The following is a 17199-nucleotide window of genomic DNA, read 5'->3' as shown; positions in this document are numbered from 1 at the left end:
GAACCTCCGTATGATAGGTTCAACTTTTTTTTGACAAAAATCAAACAAAAGTTTATAATGTAAACAAATATAATAAAAGGTGATGCTATGAATGAAAGAGAACAGGCGGTGCTTGCTTTAATTCGCCAAAATCCGTTTATGTCTCAGCAAGAGATGGCGGATGCCATGAATTTATCTCGTCCCGTACTTGCTAATTTAGTGTCTAGTTTAACGAAGGAAGGAAAAATAGTAGGTCGAGCTTATATTTTACCCGAGGCAAATGAAATTATTTGTATCGGTGGAGCTAACTTAGACCGAAAATTCCACGTGAAGGGCAATGTTCAATTTGGAACATCTAACCCTGCTAGTTCTTCCTTTAGTGTAGGTGGTGTTGGTCGAAACATTGCTGAAAATTTAGGCCGATTAAACCATCAAGTGACATTGCTCACAACCGCTGGTAAAGATGCGGATTGGCAAGTAATCCAAGATGCTTCAGAATCGTTTATGAATCTACGATATGTGGAGCAGTTACCAGAAGCTTCAACTGGTTCTTATACGGCCATTATGGATGAGCAAGGCGAGCTAGCACTAGCTGTAGCCAACATGGAAGTATATGACTTATTATTGCCTAACTTGTTAAAAAAGCATGAAACGATGCTTGTGAATGCTGGCTGCTTTATTTTGGACTTAAATTGTCCGAAAGAAACAGTGGCATATATCCAGCAAGTAGCTATTGCTCGTGACATTCCACTGGTCATTGTGCCAGTATCCTCGCCTAAAATGAATCGACTACCTGAAACATTACAAGGCGTAACATGGTTTATTTGTAACACGGATGAAGCAGAAACAATTGTAGGACATACAATTGAAAACGTGAGTCATTATGAAAAAGCATTAGAACAGCTCCTACAATTAGGTGCTGAGCATGTAATTATCACGGCTGGCAGTAAGGGCGTATATGCGGCTTCAACAACAATTGCGCCTTGTCATTTTGCTGCCAAAGTAATTGATAAGATTGAAGATGTGACAGGTGCTGGTGATGCCTTTGTCAGTGCTGTTATTCACGGCTGGCTGACAGGACAATCCTTTGCGACATGTCTTGATGCAGGGTTAACCAATGCCAAAAATACCTTAGCATCTCCTTATACAGTAAGACCTGAATTATCAGTAGATTTGTTAAAAAGTGAAATGGAGGAATAACAACATGAAAGAATTCATCGTATTATCAGAAGAAGTAAAAGCAGGACAAGCAAAGGGCTTACCAATCGTAGCTTTAGAATCAACAATTATTTCACACGGCATGCCATACCCACAAAACGTACAAACTGCTCGCGAGGTAGAACAAATTATTCGCGATAATGGTGCCGTACCTGCAACAATTGCATTAATTGATGGGAAAATTAAAATTGGTTTATCAGATGAAGAGCTTGAAATGTTCGGTAATGCACAAGGTGTTGCTAAAGCTTCACGCCGTGACCTAGGCTACTTACTTGCTACAAAAAAACTTGGAGCGACAACAGTTGCAGCTACAATGATCTGTGCGGAGCTAGCGGGTATTGAAATCTTTGTAACAGGTGGTATTGGTGGTGTTCACCGTGGTGCTGAAACGACAATGGATGTCTCTGCTGACTTAGAAGAATTAGCACAAACAAATGTTGCTGTCATTTGTGCTGGTGCAAAATCTATTTTAGATATCGGTCTTACATTAGAATATCTTGAAACAAAAGGTGTACCTGTAGTTGGTTATGGTACAGATGAATTACCAGCATTCTACACACGTCAAAGTGGATTCGATGTAAACTTCCAGCTTGATACACCAGACGAAATTGCAGAAATGCTAAGTGCGAAATGGGCATTAGGTTTAAAAGGTGGAGCTGTTATTGCTAACCCAATCCCTGAAGCTGAAGCTTTAGAGCATGCGTTTATTACGAATATAATTGAAAAAGCTTTAGCTGAAGCTGAAGAAAATGGTATTCAAGGTAAAAATGTGACACCATTCTTACTAGGTAAAGTAAAAGAATTAACAGAAGGTAAAAGTCTTGATGCGAACATTGCATTAGTGAAAAACAATGCAGTAGTTGGCGCGAAAATTGCTGTAGCTTTCAATCAATTACATTAATTCTCTTGTCGAAACAAAGACTCTTTGTGACATAACGTCGCAGAGGGTCTTTTTTATTAAAAAGGAGAATATTTTTTCCATTTTTAATGCTGTTCACGAGATTAACTAAACTAAATGACACAGTCTCTTTACAATGGGCTACAAAATTTTATACAATTAAGTTTATATCTAATCTGAAAAATTTGACGAGCAAGGTGGACATGTTATGGCGAAAGAGCAAATTTTGACTCCTGAGGACGTTTTTGAGTTAGTCAAATCCTACATGAATGATGAAAATGTCGCATTCGTGAAAAAAGCATATGAATTAGCAAGGGATGCCCATATTGAGCAATTCCGTAGCTCTGGTGAACCGTATATTATTCACCCAGTACAAGTAGCGGGTATTCTAGCTGAATTACAAATGGACCCAGAAACTGTAGCGGCAGGTTTTTTACATGATGTTGTCGAAGATACAGATTTTACGCGGGATGATTTGGTACGGGAATTTGGCGAAGAAGTTGCAGTACTTGTGGACGGAGTTACAAAATTAGGGAAAATTAAATATTTATCAAAAGAGGCGCAGCAAGCAGAAAATCATCGAAAAATGTTTGTAGCCATGGCGCAGGACATCCGTGTCATTTTAATAAAGCTAGCAGACCGTCTTCATAATATGCGTACATTAAAGCATTTGCCGGCCGAAAAGCAGAGACGTATTTCGAAAGAAACATTAGAAATTTTTGCACCGCTTGCTCATCGTCTTGGAATATCGACTGTCAAATGGGAGCTTGAAGATACAGCTCTTCGCTATTTAAACCCACAGCAATATTATCGTATTGTTAGTTTGATGAAGAAAAAGCGAGATGAGCGTGAGGCTTATTTAGACAATGTTATGGCTGAAATGAAATCACAGCTGAATGAAGTTGAAATTGATGCAGATGTATATGGACGTCCAAAGCATATTTACAGTATTTATCGAAAAATGGTGCTGCAAAAGAAACAATTTAATGAAATTTATGACTTATTAGCCATTCGTGTATTGGTCGATAGTATTAAAGATTGCTATGCCGTATTAGGGATCGTGCATACGTTGTGGAAGCCAATGCCAGGACGTTTTAAAGATTATATTGCTATGCCAAAACAAAATCTATACCAATCTTTACACACAACCGTTATTGGTCCGTATGGAGATCCATTAGAGGTACAGATTCGTACAAAGGAAATGCATAAAATTGCTGAGTACGGGATTGCGGCACACTGGGCGTATAAAGAGGGCAGAAAGGTTGACCATCAAAAGCAAAATGTCGACCAAAAATTAACATGGTTCCGTGAAATATTAGAATTCCAAAATGAGTCTTCCAACGCTGAAGAGTTCATGGAATCCTTAAAATTTGATCTATTTTCTGATATGGTTTATGTCTTTACTCCTGAAGGTGACGTCATTGAATTACCTGCTGGTTCAGTACCAATCGATTTCGCCTATCGTGTCCATTCTGAGGTCGGAAATCGTACAATAGGGGCAAAAATTAATGGCAAAATGGTTCCTCTTGATACACCGCTGAAAACGGGCGACATCATTGAAATTTTAACATCTAAGCAATCCTTTGGGCCAAGCCGAGATTGGCTGAAAATAGCACAATCCTCACAGGCAAAAAATAAAATAAAGCAATTTTTCAAACGTCATTTACGTGAGGAGAATATTGTCAAAGGCAAAGAGATGATTGAAAAAGAAATCCGTGCCCAGGATTTCGATTTAAAGGAAACAATGTCAGCAGAAAATCTAAAACGAGTATGCGATAAGTTTAATTATACGAATGAAGAGGACTTATATGCAGCTGTTGGTGTAAGCGGAATAACGGCACAACAGGTAGTGAATCGTTTAGCTGAAAAACGCCGAAAAGAGCGTGAACAGGAAGAAGCCTTAGAAAAAATTGAACAAAAAATGAAAAATCCGATCCCGCAAAAACGTACGGAATCAGGTGTTATTGTGAAGGGCATTGATAATATGCTCATTCGACTTTCGCGCTGCTGTACACCTGTTCCAGGAGATGACATTGTTGGCTTTATTACAAAAGGTCGTGGTGTATCAGTGCATCGTGCAGACTGTCCTAATATTCAAATTGAGGATGAACAGGAGCGTTTAATTGAGGTCGAGTGGGAGCATGGTGTCATCCCTGAGAAAAAGGAATACCCAGTTGATATTGAAGTTTCTGCTTTTGATCGACCTGGTATATTAAATGAGATTATGCAAATTGTTAGTGAAACTAAAACAAATATTTTAGCGGTAAGTGGCCGGGCTGATCGTGATAAAATGGCCACAATTCATTTAACAATCTCTATTTCAAATATTTCGCATTTGCATAAGGTTGTGGAGCGAATTAAACAAACGCCTGATATTTATTCAGTGCAACGAGTTATCAATTAAGCAACAGTTAGAATTGGGGTTATTGAGGTATGAAGGTAGTATTACAGCGTAGTAAAACAGCTTCTGTAACAGTTGACGGAACTGTCACAGGAGCCATCGATAGTGGCTATGTTCTTCTAGTTGGTATTACACAGGAAGATACGCAGGAAGATGTCGCGTACTTAGCGAAAAAAATAGCCAATTTACGCCTTTGGGAAGATGCCGATGGAAAAATGAATCATTCTATTTTGGAGCATGGTGGCGCTATTTTATCCGTCTCGCAATTTACGTTATATGGGGATGCTAAAAAAGGGAATCGTCCAAGTTTCACAAGTGCTGCAAGACCAGAAGTAGCAAAACCGCTGTGGGAAGCTTTTAACCAAGCATTACGTGAACACGGTTTACATGTGGAGACAGGCATTTTTGGTGCAATGATGGATGTTGCACTCATTAATGATGGTCCAGTAACAATACTTCTAGAGTCAAAATAATGGTACATTTCCTATCATTCCTTCATATACTAAAGAGTATGGTTAGTTTTATAGGAGGGAGTGTCAAGAACATGGCGCAGATAGGAAGTATATCCAATCCATATTTATACGAAACTCTTAAAATGATGGTTGGTCAGGCTATTGTAGTGCAAACAGAAAAAAATATTCAGCAGGGTATTTTATTATCAATATTACCTGACCATATTATTTTAGAGATTAGTCGTACACCATTCTTCATACAGTTGGAGGAAATTGTGTGGGTTACATTGGAAACAACCAAAAAATGAGTTTGTGTGAACCTTCGATGATGGAAGGTTCTTTTTTTATTTATTTACGTTATAATAAATGAACTTAATTATTAGAATATTTGATTTATTGGAGAGGTTGAAAATTATGCAAACAATAGCGATTTTAGGTTCTTTGTTTTTTTGGAATAATATAAAGGAGCATTTCACAGCATTTCCTCAAGTACAATTTATTCATTTTCCTTACACGCATCCTGAACAATGTGTGGATTTTATTGACGAAGCTGCATCGCAATCGGATATTGTATTATTTGCTGGTTCTATTCCCTATTACTATTGCTATGAAAAAATAAAAGCAACTTCTATACAAGCGACATACCTCCCTTTTGATGAATTGACATTGGCACTTTCGCTATTATCTCTACACCATCATGAACGAGTGGAACTGAGCAAATTATCGATAGATTTGCCTAAAAAAGATAGCTTTTATCAAGTGATGAAGGAGGCAGGAATTGCATCCATAGAAGTGTATGTAAAAGATTATGCATTTGTCCATGAAAAACCTGAAAAAATAGCAAATTTAAATATGGCTGATTATGTCCATTATCATAAGGAGTTGTATGAAGCAGGAAAGACTAAATTAGCTCTTACTAGCCTTCACGCTGTTTTTATAGAGCTACAACAATTAGGGATACCTGCGAAGTATATGGTTGAAAGCAAACAAACGTTTACAGCGGCGGTTACTAGAGCCTTAGATGCCTATCATCATAAATTATTGGCGTCCTCGCAAATTGCCGTTGTCTCTATTTATTGCCAAGAAAATTTATCACACCTTCAACCAGTATTTCTAAAAACTTTAGAAACATTAAGCGATCGTTTACATGCAAAGGTCATGCCAGCACAGCAGGAGCCTTATTTAATTATTTCAACTAGAGGGGTAATTGAAAAGCTTGAACCTTCTTATTTACGTTCGCTAAAAGAACAGTATGAACAGCAATTTGGCACTATTTTCAGAGTGGGTGTTGGCTATGGTTATTCTTTACATGAGGCGGAAGCACATTCATCTCAGGCTTTGTTTTTTACAACAAAATATAGCGAGACTTCTACGGTAATGTGCTTGGTGGATGAACAGAATCGATTACATGGACCATTATTCGAAAATAATAATAAAGTAGCTTTGAGTAACAATAGTAAACATATTTTAGAAATTGCTAAAAAAGTGAAAATGAGTGCTAAAAATATTAATGTTATGAAGCAATTCATGTTGGTAACAAATAATCGCCCCTTTTCCGCTGCTGAATTAGCAGACTATATGAATCTGTCACGTAGATCTGCTGAGCGCATTATTATTCGTTTAATTGAACAGAACTATTTTACGTTTGCAGGAGAGGAGCACCCTTATCAACAGGGACGTCCGAGAAAGCTTTATAAGGCAACGACAAAATGGGAAACCTGAAATAATAGAAAATTAATACTTTACAATAAATTTGAACTATTGTATATTTATTTTCAATTAACGACATATAGCGACAAATTAGAAAGGGGTGCTTTGAGAGTTTGCTAGTGTCTAAATCTATCAATAGGTTGGTGATATTTTGGAAAATGAACAACGTGTAAAAAAGAAGAGTTGGCTAAAAGTACCTCATACATATACGATTATTTTTGCTATTATTTTTCTAGCAGGTATTGCAAGCTATATTATTCCAGCAGGTGAGTTTGACCGAGTAGAAGATCCAGAAGGACGTATGCTCGTTGTGGATGGTAGCTATCATCATATTGACAGTAATCCAGTTTCCATTTTTGAAATGTTTACAGCAGTACCGATGGGCCTTGAAAAAGGTGCCCAAATTATCTTCTATATTTTCTTAGTTAGTGGTGTATTTGGCATTATTCGTTCGACAGGTGCTATCGAAGCGGGTGTTTATAAAGGTGTAAAAGCATTAGAGGGTAGAGAAAAGCTATTAATTCCTTTATCGATGATTCTATTCTCTGTGGGCGGTTTTACAATGGGAATGGCGGAAGAAACGATTATTTTCGTACCTATTGGCGTAGCAATCGCTCGTGCAATGGGCTTTGACGCGGTAACAGGAACTGCCATGATTACATTAGGAGCAGCCAGTGGATTTTTTGGTGGAATGCTTAATCCCTTTACGGTTGGCGTTGCGCAATCATTAGCAGATGTTCCTTTATTCTCGGGGATTGGTTTCCGTGCAGTTGTCTATATTTTTGTATTAAGTTTTGCTATTTTCTATGTATCTCGCTATGCTTTTAAGGTGAAAAAGAACCCTCAGGCAAGTGTGATTTATGAGATTGAACAACAGGCTAAGTCCAATGTGTCTGCGATTGACATTCCTTCATTAACAGGGAAACATAAGCTAGTATTTATTGTAATGGCGTGTGGCATTGGATTTAATATTTATGGTGTTTTTAATTGGGATTGGTTTTTAACACAATTAACGGCTTCATTTTTAATTATGGGCTTAATTGCAGGCCTAATTGGCGGTTTAAAGCCTGGCACTATTTTCGACTCCTTTATTGATGGGGCAAAGGCTGTAACATTCGGTGCTCTCATCGTAGGTTTTGCACGTGCTATTACAGTCGTTTTAGAACAAGGGAAAATCATTGATACAATTGTTTATGCAGCATCTGAGACAATCGGGCATTTACCGCATGCTATTAGTGCAATCGGTATGTTGTTTATTCAAGCCCTTTTAAATTTATTTATTTCATCTGGTAGTGGGCAGGCGGCAGCAACAATGCCGATTATGATTCCGATTACTGATTTACTAGGATTAGAACGACAAGTAGCAGTCTTAGCATTCCAGTACGGAGATTCATTAACAAACTCAATTATTCCCACTTCATCTGCATTAATGGCGTACTTAGCGGTAGCGGGTATTCCATATGAAAAGTGGATTAAATTCATTTGGAAGATGATTCTTGGCTGGGCATTAATTGCATGTTTAGCATTAATAGCTGCAGTAGCATTAGGTATTTCTTAAAACATGAAAAGAGCTGTGGAAAATGATTCATTCCACAGCTTTTTTGTATTATTCTTCATTCGCATTAAAGTAATTTAAGATGCCTTGATAAATACCAAGAGTAGCCTGTTCACGGAATTTAGCCGTGGTGATGGCTCGCTCTTCACTAGCATTACTTAAGTAACCTAGCTCAATAAGCACGGCTTTTTGTCGATTCTCACGTAGTACTAAATAGTTGCCTTGTTGGGTTCCACGATCTCTCAAATCAATTTTACTCGAAAGTCCATCGTGTATTGCCTCCGCAAGCCCTTTTTGATTACTATTCATATAATAGGACGTGAAGCCGTTAATAGAGCTATCATCGGTTGCATCATAATGAAGACTAATAAAGGCATCTGCCTCATACTGATGGGCAATCGAGACACGCTTCCGCAATGCCACATATTCGTCAGACTCTCTTGTCATAACAACATTTGCACCCGCTGCACTTAGCTTAGAAGCAAGGAGAGTAGCTGTCTTCAAAGTAATCCCTTTTTCTTCTGTTCCACGTTGACCTGTTGTTCCATGATCGTTGCCTCCATGTCCAGCATCTACAACAATGGTTAATCCATTTAACGTTCCCTTTTTACGAGGCTCTTGTTGATCCTTTTGTGAGATAGAAGTTTTATTGGAGCTCGTTGTAACAACCCAATTCGCAACAAACGCTGTTTCTTTGTCTAATTGAATTTCGTAAAAATCATTTTTTACGCCGACGATAGGATAGGTTTTACCAGCATCTACTCGCTCCACAACTTCAGCAGCAGTTGATGCATCAGTTCGTAAGTTTGTCCCATTATAAATTATAGTAACGGATTCTAAATCTTTTGAAGAGGACGATTTAGAGGTACTCTTTACTTTATTTGAAAAAGTACCGTAAAAACTATAGACCCATCCAGCTTTTTTATCATTGTACTGAATTTGTACCCAATTGTGCTCATGTGCAAGTACTTTATAAGCCTGTCCCTTGGTAACTGTGCCAATTTTTTTTGCATTCAAATCAGGTTTTTTACGAACATTCAGTGCATCCACTAAAATAGTAAAGGTTGTATCTTTATTAACAGGTGTAGTTGTTGTAGATACTTCTACAGAATCCTCTTTTGGCTCGTTTTCTTTTTTAGGACTGTCGTTAATCGTCACATAATCCTTAGAAACCCAACCAGATAGTCCATTCCAATCAATTTTTGCCCATTCATTATTTTCCTCAATGAGGTTTGCTTGGTTGCCCGTAGAAAGCTGTCCAAGAACAGCTGAAGAAATATCTGGATCAGTGCGAATATTTAAACGGTCAACCTGTGAAATAACAGTTTTATCAATGGTTTTTTGAGTGCTTGTAGAGGTTGTTAACCAGGATGCTACCCAGCCTTCATAGCTACCTGCCTTTACCTGTATCCAATCACCTTCACGAGCAATCGAAGTTAAAGGATCACCTTCATCTAAAGTCGTAATAATTGGATAAGACAATCCAGGACCCTCACGTAAATGAAGAATCGTACCTGATACTTTTAGGTCACTCGTATCAGCGGAAGCATTTTGAATAAAGTTCTTATTTGGAATCGCAATTGTTACTATTAGTACGAAGATGATAATACTATGTAAAATTTTTGTCCTCATCAGATTCCTCCTATTCCTTGTGCTATTTTACCATGCTTTTGTATAAAAATTCGTGGTAAAATTGTAATGGAATTTGTTATTTTCGTTACTGTCTTATGAAAAATACAAAAATAGTTGACATTGGGTTAGCTAGTGACTAACATAAAGGGTAATCGAAAAATGATTAATCGCTTATGACCAAGCAAGTAGCGTGTACCTCTATTGGAACAGAGAAGGAAAGACTTAGGCTGCAATCTTTCCTACAAAAATGTATGACGTGAATAACACTTGAGAGGCTTTTTTCTGAAAAGCAGTGCTTAGTAGGAAAAAACGGAATCGGCCGTTATCCGATTACGAGGAGGACACATGTATAAAATTGTGTCAACTAGGGTGGAACCGCGGAAGCTTATATAGCTCTCGTCCCTTGCATAGGCAAGGTGACGGGAGCTTTTTGTGTTGTCCAAAAACATGAATGCTTTTATTGAGGCAGTTTACTCAATATGAGAATGTCCGCCACTTACGTTGGAGGAGGGACAGATGGAGCCTCGCTCAGCATAACTGGAATCCGCTTAGTCTCGATGGAAATGGCTCAAATGTGGAGTGATCTCTTCCAAAAATGGAGAGAAAATAGCTCAATCATAGGCAATCAATATAGGAGGGAATTACATGAGTTTTAAAGTGCCAAGAGGGACACAAGATATTTTGCCAGGTCAATCTGAAAAATGGCAGAAGGTTGAAGCAATCATTCGTGATATTTGTCGCGTTTATCGCTACAACGAAATTCGTACACCGATTTTCGAGCAGACTGATTTATTTGCACGTGGTGTAGGTGAAACAACGGATGTTGTCCAAAAAGAAATGTATACATTTGAGGACCGTGGAGGTCGCTCACTAACATTACGTCCTGAAAATACAGCTGGTGTTGTACGTGCGTATGTTGAACATAAAATGTTTGGCGCACCAGATCAACCTGTTAAGCTGTCATATTTAGGACCCATGTTCCGCTATGAGCGTCAACAAGCTGGTCGCTATCGCCAATTTGTTCAATTTGGTGTAGAGGCAATTGGTTCAGCAGATCCTGCAATTGATGCAGAAGTCATTGCTCTTGCAATGGATGTCTATGAATCAGCTGGCTTAAAGGATTTAAAATTAGTGATCAATTCACTAGGTGATAAAGAAACGCGTGATACGCACCGTACAGCTTTATTACAACATTTTGAGCCACATATTCCTGAGTTTTGCTCAGATTGCCAAAATCGTTTACAAAAGAACCCATTGCGTATTTTAGATTGTAAGGTGGATCGTGAACACCCATTAATGAAAACAGCTCCTGCATTAACAGAGTTCCTTACAGAGGAATCGGCTGCTTATTTTGCTCAAGTGAAATCATATTTAGATACTCTAGGCATTACCTATGTGGTTGATCCAAATCTTGTAAGAGGACTGGATTATTACAACCATACGACATTCGAAATTATGTCAACGGCATCTGGCTTCGGAGCTATTACAACACTTTGTGGTGGTGGACGATACAATGGTCTAGTGCAAGAAATTGGCGGTCCAGATGTACCTGGTATAGGTTTCGCTTTAAGTATTGAACGTTTGTTATTAGCGCTTGAAGCAGAAGGTGTTGAATTAGATACGGCTTCTGGATTAGACGTTTATATTATTGCCATGGACGATGATGCAAAGCAAAAGGCGGTAGAGTTAACTAGTACTTTCCGTGCAAAGGGCCTTGCAACAGAGATGGATTACTTAGATCGTAAAATGAAAGCCCAAATGAAATCAGCCGACCGTCTAGGGGCAAAGTATACAATTGTCCTTGGTGAAACAGAGCTTGAAGAGCAAGCAGCTGCCGTAAAGCATATGGAATCTGGTGAGCAGCACAAGGTTGCATTTTCAGAGTTAGTCAATTATTTATTACAACAATCCTAAACAAAGATATGGCATTTCTCGTTGAATGCTACATAAATTGAATATATTTTGGAGGAATTTAACAATGGCTACAAGAACACATGCTAGTAACGAGCTTTCAGAAACGTTACAAGGCGAAAAAGTCGTATTAAAAGGATGGGTACAGCGTCGTCGTGACCTAGGTGGATTAATTTTCATTGATTTACGTGACCGTACAGGTATTACACAAGTAGTCTTTAGTCCAGACGTTGCAGAAGCGCATGCATTAGCGGATAAGGTGCGTAGTGAGTATGTAATTGAAATAGAAGGAACAGTTATCCTACGTACAGAGGACCAAATCAACCCGAATGTACCAAACGGTAAAATCGAGGTGGAAGCGACAAAATTAGTCGTCATTAATACAGCAAAAACTACACCATTCCAAATTGAAGATCGCACTGACGTATCAGAAGATCTACGTTTAAAATACCGTTATCTTGACCTACGTCGTCCAGTGATGTTCGATACTTTCAAAATGCGCTCTGACGTTACGCGTACAATCCGTAACTTCTTGCAAAACGAAGGCTTCCTAGAGGTTGAAACTCCAATTTTAACAAAATCAACGCCAGAGGGTGCTCGTGACTATTTAGTACCGTCACGTGTCCATGAAGGTGAATTTTATGCTTTACCACAATCACCTCAGCTATTTAAACAATTATTAATGGTTGCTGGCTTTGAGAAGTATTTCCAAATTGCACGTTGCTTCCGTGACGAGGACTTACGTGCTGACCGTCAACCGGAGTTTACACAGGTGGACATTGAAACAAGCTTCTTAACACAAGAAGAAGTTTTAGAAATGAATGAGCGATTAATCCAAGCAGTCATGAAAGAAGTAAAAGGGATTGATATCCCTGCACCATTCCAACGCATGAAGTACCAAGAAGCAATGGATCGTTATGGTTCTGATAAACCAGATGTACGCTTTGGATTAGAATTAGTAGCGTTAAATGATGTTTTTGAAGGCTGCGGTTTCAAAGTGTTTGCTGATACAGTGGCACAAGGAAAACAAGTTAAAAGTATCAATATTAAAGGTGCGGCTGATAAATACTCTCGTAAAGACATGGATGAACTAACTAAGTTCGTTGGTATTTACGGCGCTAAAGGTCTTGCTTGGTTAAAGGTAACAGAGGAAGGCTTAAATGGCCCAATCGCAAAATTCTTCGATGAGGCGTTAGCGGCAGCATTAATTGAACGAATGGGTGCAGAAGTTGGCGATATTCTAGTATTCGTTGCGGATAAAGCATCTGTTGTAGCGGCTTCTTTAGGGGCACTTCGTACGAAATTAGGTCAAGACTTAGAATTAATCGACGAATCACAATTTGCATTCCTATGGATTACAGACTGGCCATTATTTGAATACTCTGAGGAGGACGGTCGTTATTATGCAGCTCACCATCCATTTACACGTCCGTTTGACGAGGATATTCCGTTAATGGATACAGATCCAGCAGCTGTTCGTGCACAGGCATATGATATCGTATTAAACGGCTATGAGCTTGGTGGTGGTTCACTACGTATTTATGAACGTGACCTACAAGAAAAAATGTTTGAATTACTTGGTTTCTCCGAAGAAGAAGCTCAAGCTCAATTTGGTTTCTTATTAGAAGCATTTGAATATGGTGTGCCACCACATGCTGGACTTGCATTTGGTCTTGATCGCTTTGTGATGCTATTAGCAGGCCGTCACAATTTACGTGATACAATTGCATTTCCGAAAACAGCAAGTGCAAGCTGCTTAATGACAGAAGCACCAAGTGAAGTATCTTCTGAGCAACTTAGCGAATTAAGCTTGGCAATTAAACCTTTTAGAAAATAATTTATAATGCAAAATACCTGGATTTCCTAGCAAAAATTGTTGGGAATCTAGGTATTTTTTGCGTTTTCTCAAGAAATTATAGATTATTAGATAAAATAGTTTGAATTATCAGAAAAGTGGTGCTATGATAACTGTAATACGAATCCTGATGTGTTTGTCTAACTGCTAATTCTACTTCACAGTTTTGACCGAACACTATCGAATCGGGAGCCTTCATTTTGTAGTCGCAAACATGCCCCTAGCGGAGCGGGACGTTTAAAGCTGCAAAGCAGGCACCCCCCTGCAAATTGCGGGTTCAAAACGAATGTTTCTTGGCATTACGGCACAATTGGGATTCGTCCTATACATAGGATTGAAAAGGAGCTTATAAAAAAGCTCCTTTTTTATGTGCAAATGAACATATACCAACCCTCACGTGTATTAGCTTTTTATTCTGAACTATTTCAAAGGACAAAACAATGTATGAAAAATTTAGAAAATAGAAAAAATAGCTTTTTATTTTTGGTGAATGAGCATATAATTGGTATAGACAACTATACCTTATAAGGTATGATGAAAATTCCTCAAAGCTTTTAAAATTTAGCTGGAGGTGAAATTTTGAAGGATACGCTATTAATTTCTCATGTCACAATAATTAATCCTGAGGGGAGATCATTTGAGGGTGATCTCTATATTCAGGACGGTAAAATTGCTCAAATAGGCCGTAGCTTAAATATCGAGGCAGCTCAATATATAGATGGTACAGATCAGGATTGGCTTCTGCTCCCAGGTTATATTGATATGCATATTCATGGTTCAGCTGGCCATGATACGATGGATGCTACTCAACAGTCTTTACATGCGATGGCTCGCTCTTTAGTCCAAGATGGTGTTACAAGTTTTCTTGCTACAACGATGACACAAACCGTCGAAAAAATTGAAAGCGCTTTATTGAATGTAGCAGAATTCCAACGTAATGAAGGTGAAGCCAATGTATTGGGTATACATGTGGAGGGGCCATTTGTTTCGAAAATTCGCGCTGGTGCTCAGCCAGTAGCTTACATGATTAGTCCTACGATTGAGCAATTTGCCCATTGGCAAAACATTAGTAACCATCAAATAAGACAAATTACGATGGCACCAGAAATAGAGGGTGGCTTTACATTTCTTGAAGCACTAAGGGACTTTCAGGTCATCCCATCTATTGGTCACTCTGACGCTTCAATAGATGAAGTCCAAAAGGCAGTAGCTTTAGGGGTAAATCAGGCCACTCATTTATATAATCAAATGCGGCCTTTTCATCATCGTGACCCTGGTGTTGTCGGTGGAGCTTTACTAGATGACAAGATTAAAGTTGAACTCATTGTCGATTTTGTCCATAGTCATCCTCAATCAGTCATGTTAGCTTATCGTTTGAAAGGTGCAAAGGGCATTATTCTTATTACGGATGCGATGCGCGCGAAAGGGTTACAGTATGGCGAATATGATTTAGGCGGGCAAACAGTGTCTGTGAGTGAAAAAGGTGCTCATTTAGCAAATGGTGCATTAGCTGGCAGTACTTTAACAATGGAACAGGCAGTAAAAAATATGAAGGCTGTTACAAATTGTTCACTTCAAGAAATAGTCGCCATGTCCTCTACAAATGCCGCGGAGCAGTTAAGGTTGTCCAAGAAGGGACGAATTAAAGAAGGTTTTGATGCAGATTTTGTATTGCTTGATCAAAAATTAAATGTGCAAAAAACTATTTGTCGAGGTAAAGTTGTATTTGAGAAATCATAAATGAGGCGATAAGGACGGTGCAAGAATTGTTAGAGAAAAATTCTCATATACCTATCTATATACAAATAGAAGAGATTATTAAACAACGAATTTATTTAGAAGAGTACAAAATTGGTGAAACAATACCTTCAGAACGAGAGCTTTCTGCACAGTTTGATGTTAGTAGAATGACTGTCCGTCAATCCATTACCAACCTAGTAAATAGCGGTTTGTTATATCGTGAAAAAGGAAGAGGTACCTATGTTGCCAATCCAAAATTAGAGCAACCGTTAAAAGGTTTAACAAGTTTTACTGAGGATATGCGAGCAAGAGGAATGGAACCGAGTAGTAAAGTATTACGTTTTGAAAAAATTATACCGCCAGTGGATATTGCAAGGGATTTAATGATGGAGCCCGGAGAAGAAGTATTTTTTGTCGTGCGAATAAGAAATGCTGATTCAAAGCCAATGGCGATTGAAAAAACGTATATACCTGTGAAAGTATATCCAGAGTTGGATGAGAAGCAAATAATGGGCTCGTTATATGCATTAATCGAAGCAAAATTCCATCAAAAAATTGGTAATGCTGTCCAACAGATGGAAGCAGCAATTGTGTCTAAAGAAGATGGAAAATTTTTACAAATTAATCAAACAGCGCCTGTTTTAATTATTAAACGTACGAGTTATCTATCTGACGGTCGGCCATTTGAGCTTGTACGTAGTACGTATCGTGCGGATCGTTACAAATTTATAAGTGAAATAAAAAGGTGATTATATGGATGCATATTTTTCTGAAATTGAAAAGCTGATCCAGGTTGTGAAGGAGCAGGAGTCTGCTTGTATAAAGGAAGCGGCACAAATTATTGTGCAACGCCTTCAAAAAGGTGGAATTATCCAATTGTTCGGTTGTGGTCATTCACAGCTATTAGCACAGGAGGCCTTTTATCGTGCGGGAGGTTTAGTACCTGTACGTCCGATTTTTATTGAACCTCTAGCATTACATGCAGGAGCCATGGCCTCTTCTATTAACGAAAAGGACCCAGCAATTATTGAACAACATAAAGAGCAATTTGACTTTCGTGAAAATGATATTTGCATTGTGATTTCAACTTCTGGAAGAAATTCAGCACCGATTGATGCAGCTTTATTAGCCAAAAATGCAAACGTTTATGTCCTATCTCTCCAATCACTTGATTATAGAGAGCAGGCAACACGTCATCATTGTGGACTACGACTGGAAGAAGTGGTAGATCTCGTTATTAACACCCATATACCTATTGGTGATGGTGTTCTACATGCACATGCTCAAAACATGCAATATGCACCTGCATCGACAGTTATTGGTTCGCTGCTATTAAATGCTTTATTCAGCGAAGTTATTGAGGAAATTGCAAAGACTTCAACCGAGCTACCCATTTTTGTTAGCAATAATGTAGACTCCGATTGGTCACATAATGAGATAATGATTGCCAATTATCAAGATCGAATAGATTTTACATGAAAAAGGAGGCATTGTGAATGAAGAAAATGTATAAAATTACTACACCCGAAGGAATACATGCAAGACCCGCTGCATTACTAGTCACTGCGGTTACACCATTCGAAAGTGATATTACCTTAACTTTTCAAGAGAAGGCAGTAAATTTAAAGTCTATTATGGGTGTTATGTCATTAGGTGTAAAACCAGGAAGTGTAGTGGAAATATCAGCGGATGGACCAGATGTTGAAAAATTATTTCAAACAATAACAGACATTATGATATCGAAGGAAATAGGGGAAATGCTTTAAGGATTCAAGCAGTGGTTGATTTACGAGCCACTGCAGACGAATCTCCTTTAACAGATTCATAGCTATTTAATTATAAGAATAT

The 17199-nt window shown here is 38.4% G+C and carries 14 protein-coding genes, 1 other RNA gene and 1 other annotated feature; of the genes, 14 read left to right on the top strand and 1 reads right to left on the bottom strand.

Annotated elements, in window-relative coordinates:
• The first annotated feature begins 87 nt into the window (after window positions 1-87).
• The 7 genes from MKY88_RS16520 (at window position 88) to MKY88_RS16490 (ending at window position 8216) form a co-directional block, all read left to right on the top strand.
• Window positions 88-1179 carry a carbohydrate kinase gene (locus MKY88_RS16520; RefSeq protein WP_193832668.1) on the top strand — a complete coding sequence of 364 codons (1092 nt, stop codon included), beginning with the start codon at window positions 88-90 and terminating at the stop codon, window positions 1177-1179.
• 4 nt (window positions 1180-1183) lie between these two features.
• Complete coding sequence (locus MKY88_RS16515; RefSeq protein WP_069482119.1) at window positions 1184-2098, top strand: pseudouridine-5'-phosphate glycosidase; 915 nt, start codon at window positions 1184-1186, stop codon at window positions 2096-2098.
• 205 nt (window positions 2099-2303) lie between these two features.
• Window positions 2304-4499: a RelA/SpoT family protein gene (locus tag MKY88_RS16510; protein WP_008181090.1), complete on the top strand. Its 2196-nt coding sequence runs from the start codon at window positions 2304-2306 to the stop codon at window positions 4497-4499.
• Between the two features lie 29 nt (window positions 4500-4528).
• The gene (dtd, locus tag MKY88_RS16505) at window positions 4529-4969 is read left to right on the top strand and encodes a D-aminoacyl-tRNA deacylase (protein ID WP_328204227.1); all 441 of its coding nucleotides are present in this window, start codon (window positions 4529-4531) and stop codon (window positions 4967-4969) included.
• A gap of 71 nt (window positions 4970-5040) precedes the next feature.
• Entirely contained in the window at window positions 5041-5256 is a 216-nt protein-coding gene (locus MKY88_RS16500; RefSeq protein ID WP_036119154.1) for a DUF2642 domain-containing protein, read from the top strand.
• Between the two features lie 106 nt (window positions 5257-5362).
• On the top strand, window positions 5363-6670 hold the full coding sequence (locus MKY88_RS16495) for a MarR family transcriptional regulator (RefSeq protein ID WP_340814174.1): 1308 nt from the start codon (window positions 5363-5365) through the stop codon (window positions 6668-6670).
• A 139-nt stretch (window positions 6671-6809) separates the two neighbouring features.
• Window positions 6810-8216 (top strand): YfcC family protein, encoded by a 1407-nt coding sequence (locus MKY88_RS16490; protein ID WP_144789341.1) that lies wholly within the window; start codon window positions 6810-6812, stop codon window positions 8214-8216.
• Between the two features lie 48 nt (window positions 8217-8264).
• On the opposite strand, the gene MKY88_RS16485 is transcribed toward MKY88_RS16490, so the two are convergent.
• Window positions 8265-9845 carry an SH3 domain-containing protein gene (locus MKY88_RS16485; RefSeq protein ID WP_193832664.1) on the bottom strand — a complete coding sequence of 527 codons (1581 nt, stop codon included), beginning with the start codon at window positions 9843-9845 and terminating at the stop codon, window positions 8265-8267.
• Window positions 9846-10009: 164 nt separating this feature from the next.
• Window positions 10010-10252: a binding site (T-box leader), on the top strand.
• 238 nt (window positions 10253-10490) lie between these two features.
• Here MKY88_RS16485 and hisS point away from each other — a divergent pair.
• The 7 genes from hisS (at window position 10491) to MKY88_RS16450 (ending at window position 17117) form a co-directional block, all read left to right on the top strand.
• A complete protein-coding gene (hisS, locus tag MKY88_RS16480) occupies window positions 10491-11759 on the top strand; it encodes a histidine--tRNA ligase (protein WP_340814172.1) in 1269 nt (422 codons plus the stop codon).
• Window positions 11760-11823: 64 nt separating this feature from the next.
• Window positions 11824-13593 carry an aspartate--tRNA ligase gene (gene aspS / locus MKY88_RS16475; protein WP_328204235.1) on the top strand — a complete coding sequence of 590 codons (1770 nt, stop codon included), beginning with the start codon at window positions 11824-11826 and terminating at the stop codon, window positions 13591-13593.
• 139 nt (window positions 13594-13732) lie between these two features.
• A non-coding RNA gene (ssrS, locus tag MKY88_RS16470) (6S RNA) lies at window positions 13733-13932 on the top strand.
• A gap of 258 nt (window positions 13933-14190) precedes the next feature.
• Window positions 14191-15351 (top strand): N-acetylglucosamine-6-phosphate deacetylase, encoded by a 1161-nt coding sequence (gene nagA / locus MKY88_RS16465; RefSeq protein WP_328204237.1) that lies wholly within the window; start codon window positions 14191-14193, stop codon window positions 15349-15351.
• A 26-nt stretch (window positions 15352-15377) separates the two neighbouring features.
• On the top strand, window positions 15378-16100 hold the full coding sequence (locus MKY88_RS16460) for a GntR family transcriptional regulator (RefSeq protein WP_025114380.1): 723 nt from the start codon (window positions 15378-15380) through the stop codon (window positions 16098-16100).
• A gap of 4 nt (window positions 16101-16104) precedes the next feature.
• The gene (locus MKY88_RS16455) at window positions 16105-16830 is read left to right on the top strand and encodes a sugar isomerase domain-containing protein (RefSeq protein ID WP_069482111.1); all 726 of its coding nucleotides are present in this window, start codon (window positions 16105-16107) and stop codon (window positions 16828-16830) included.
• Window positions 16831-16847: 17 nt separating this feature from the next.
• Window positions 16848-17117, top strand: a complete 270-nt coding sequence (locus tag MKY88_RS16450; RefSeq protein ID WP_069482110.1) for an HPr family phosphocarrier protein — start codon at window positions 16848-16850, stop codon at window positions 17115-17117.
• Window positions 17118-17199 lie beyond the last annotated feature (82 nt).

The sequence above is a fragment of the Lysinibacillus sp. FSL R7-0073 genome, from assembly GCF_038009065.1.
In the GTDB taxonomy this organism is placed as follows: domain Bacteria; phylum Bacillota; class Bacilli; order Bacillales_A; family Planococcaceae; genus Lysinibacillus; species Lysinibacillus fusiformis.
Note: the sequence above shows the minus strand (reverse complement) of the source record. Positions and strands in the feature narration are given on the sequence as shown.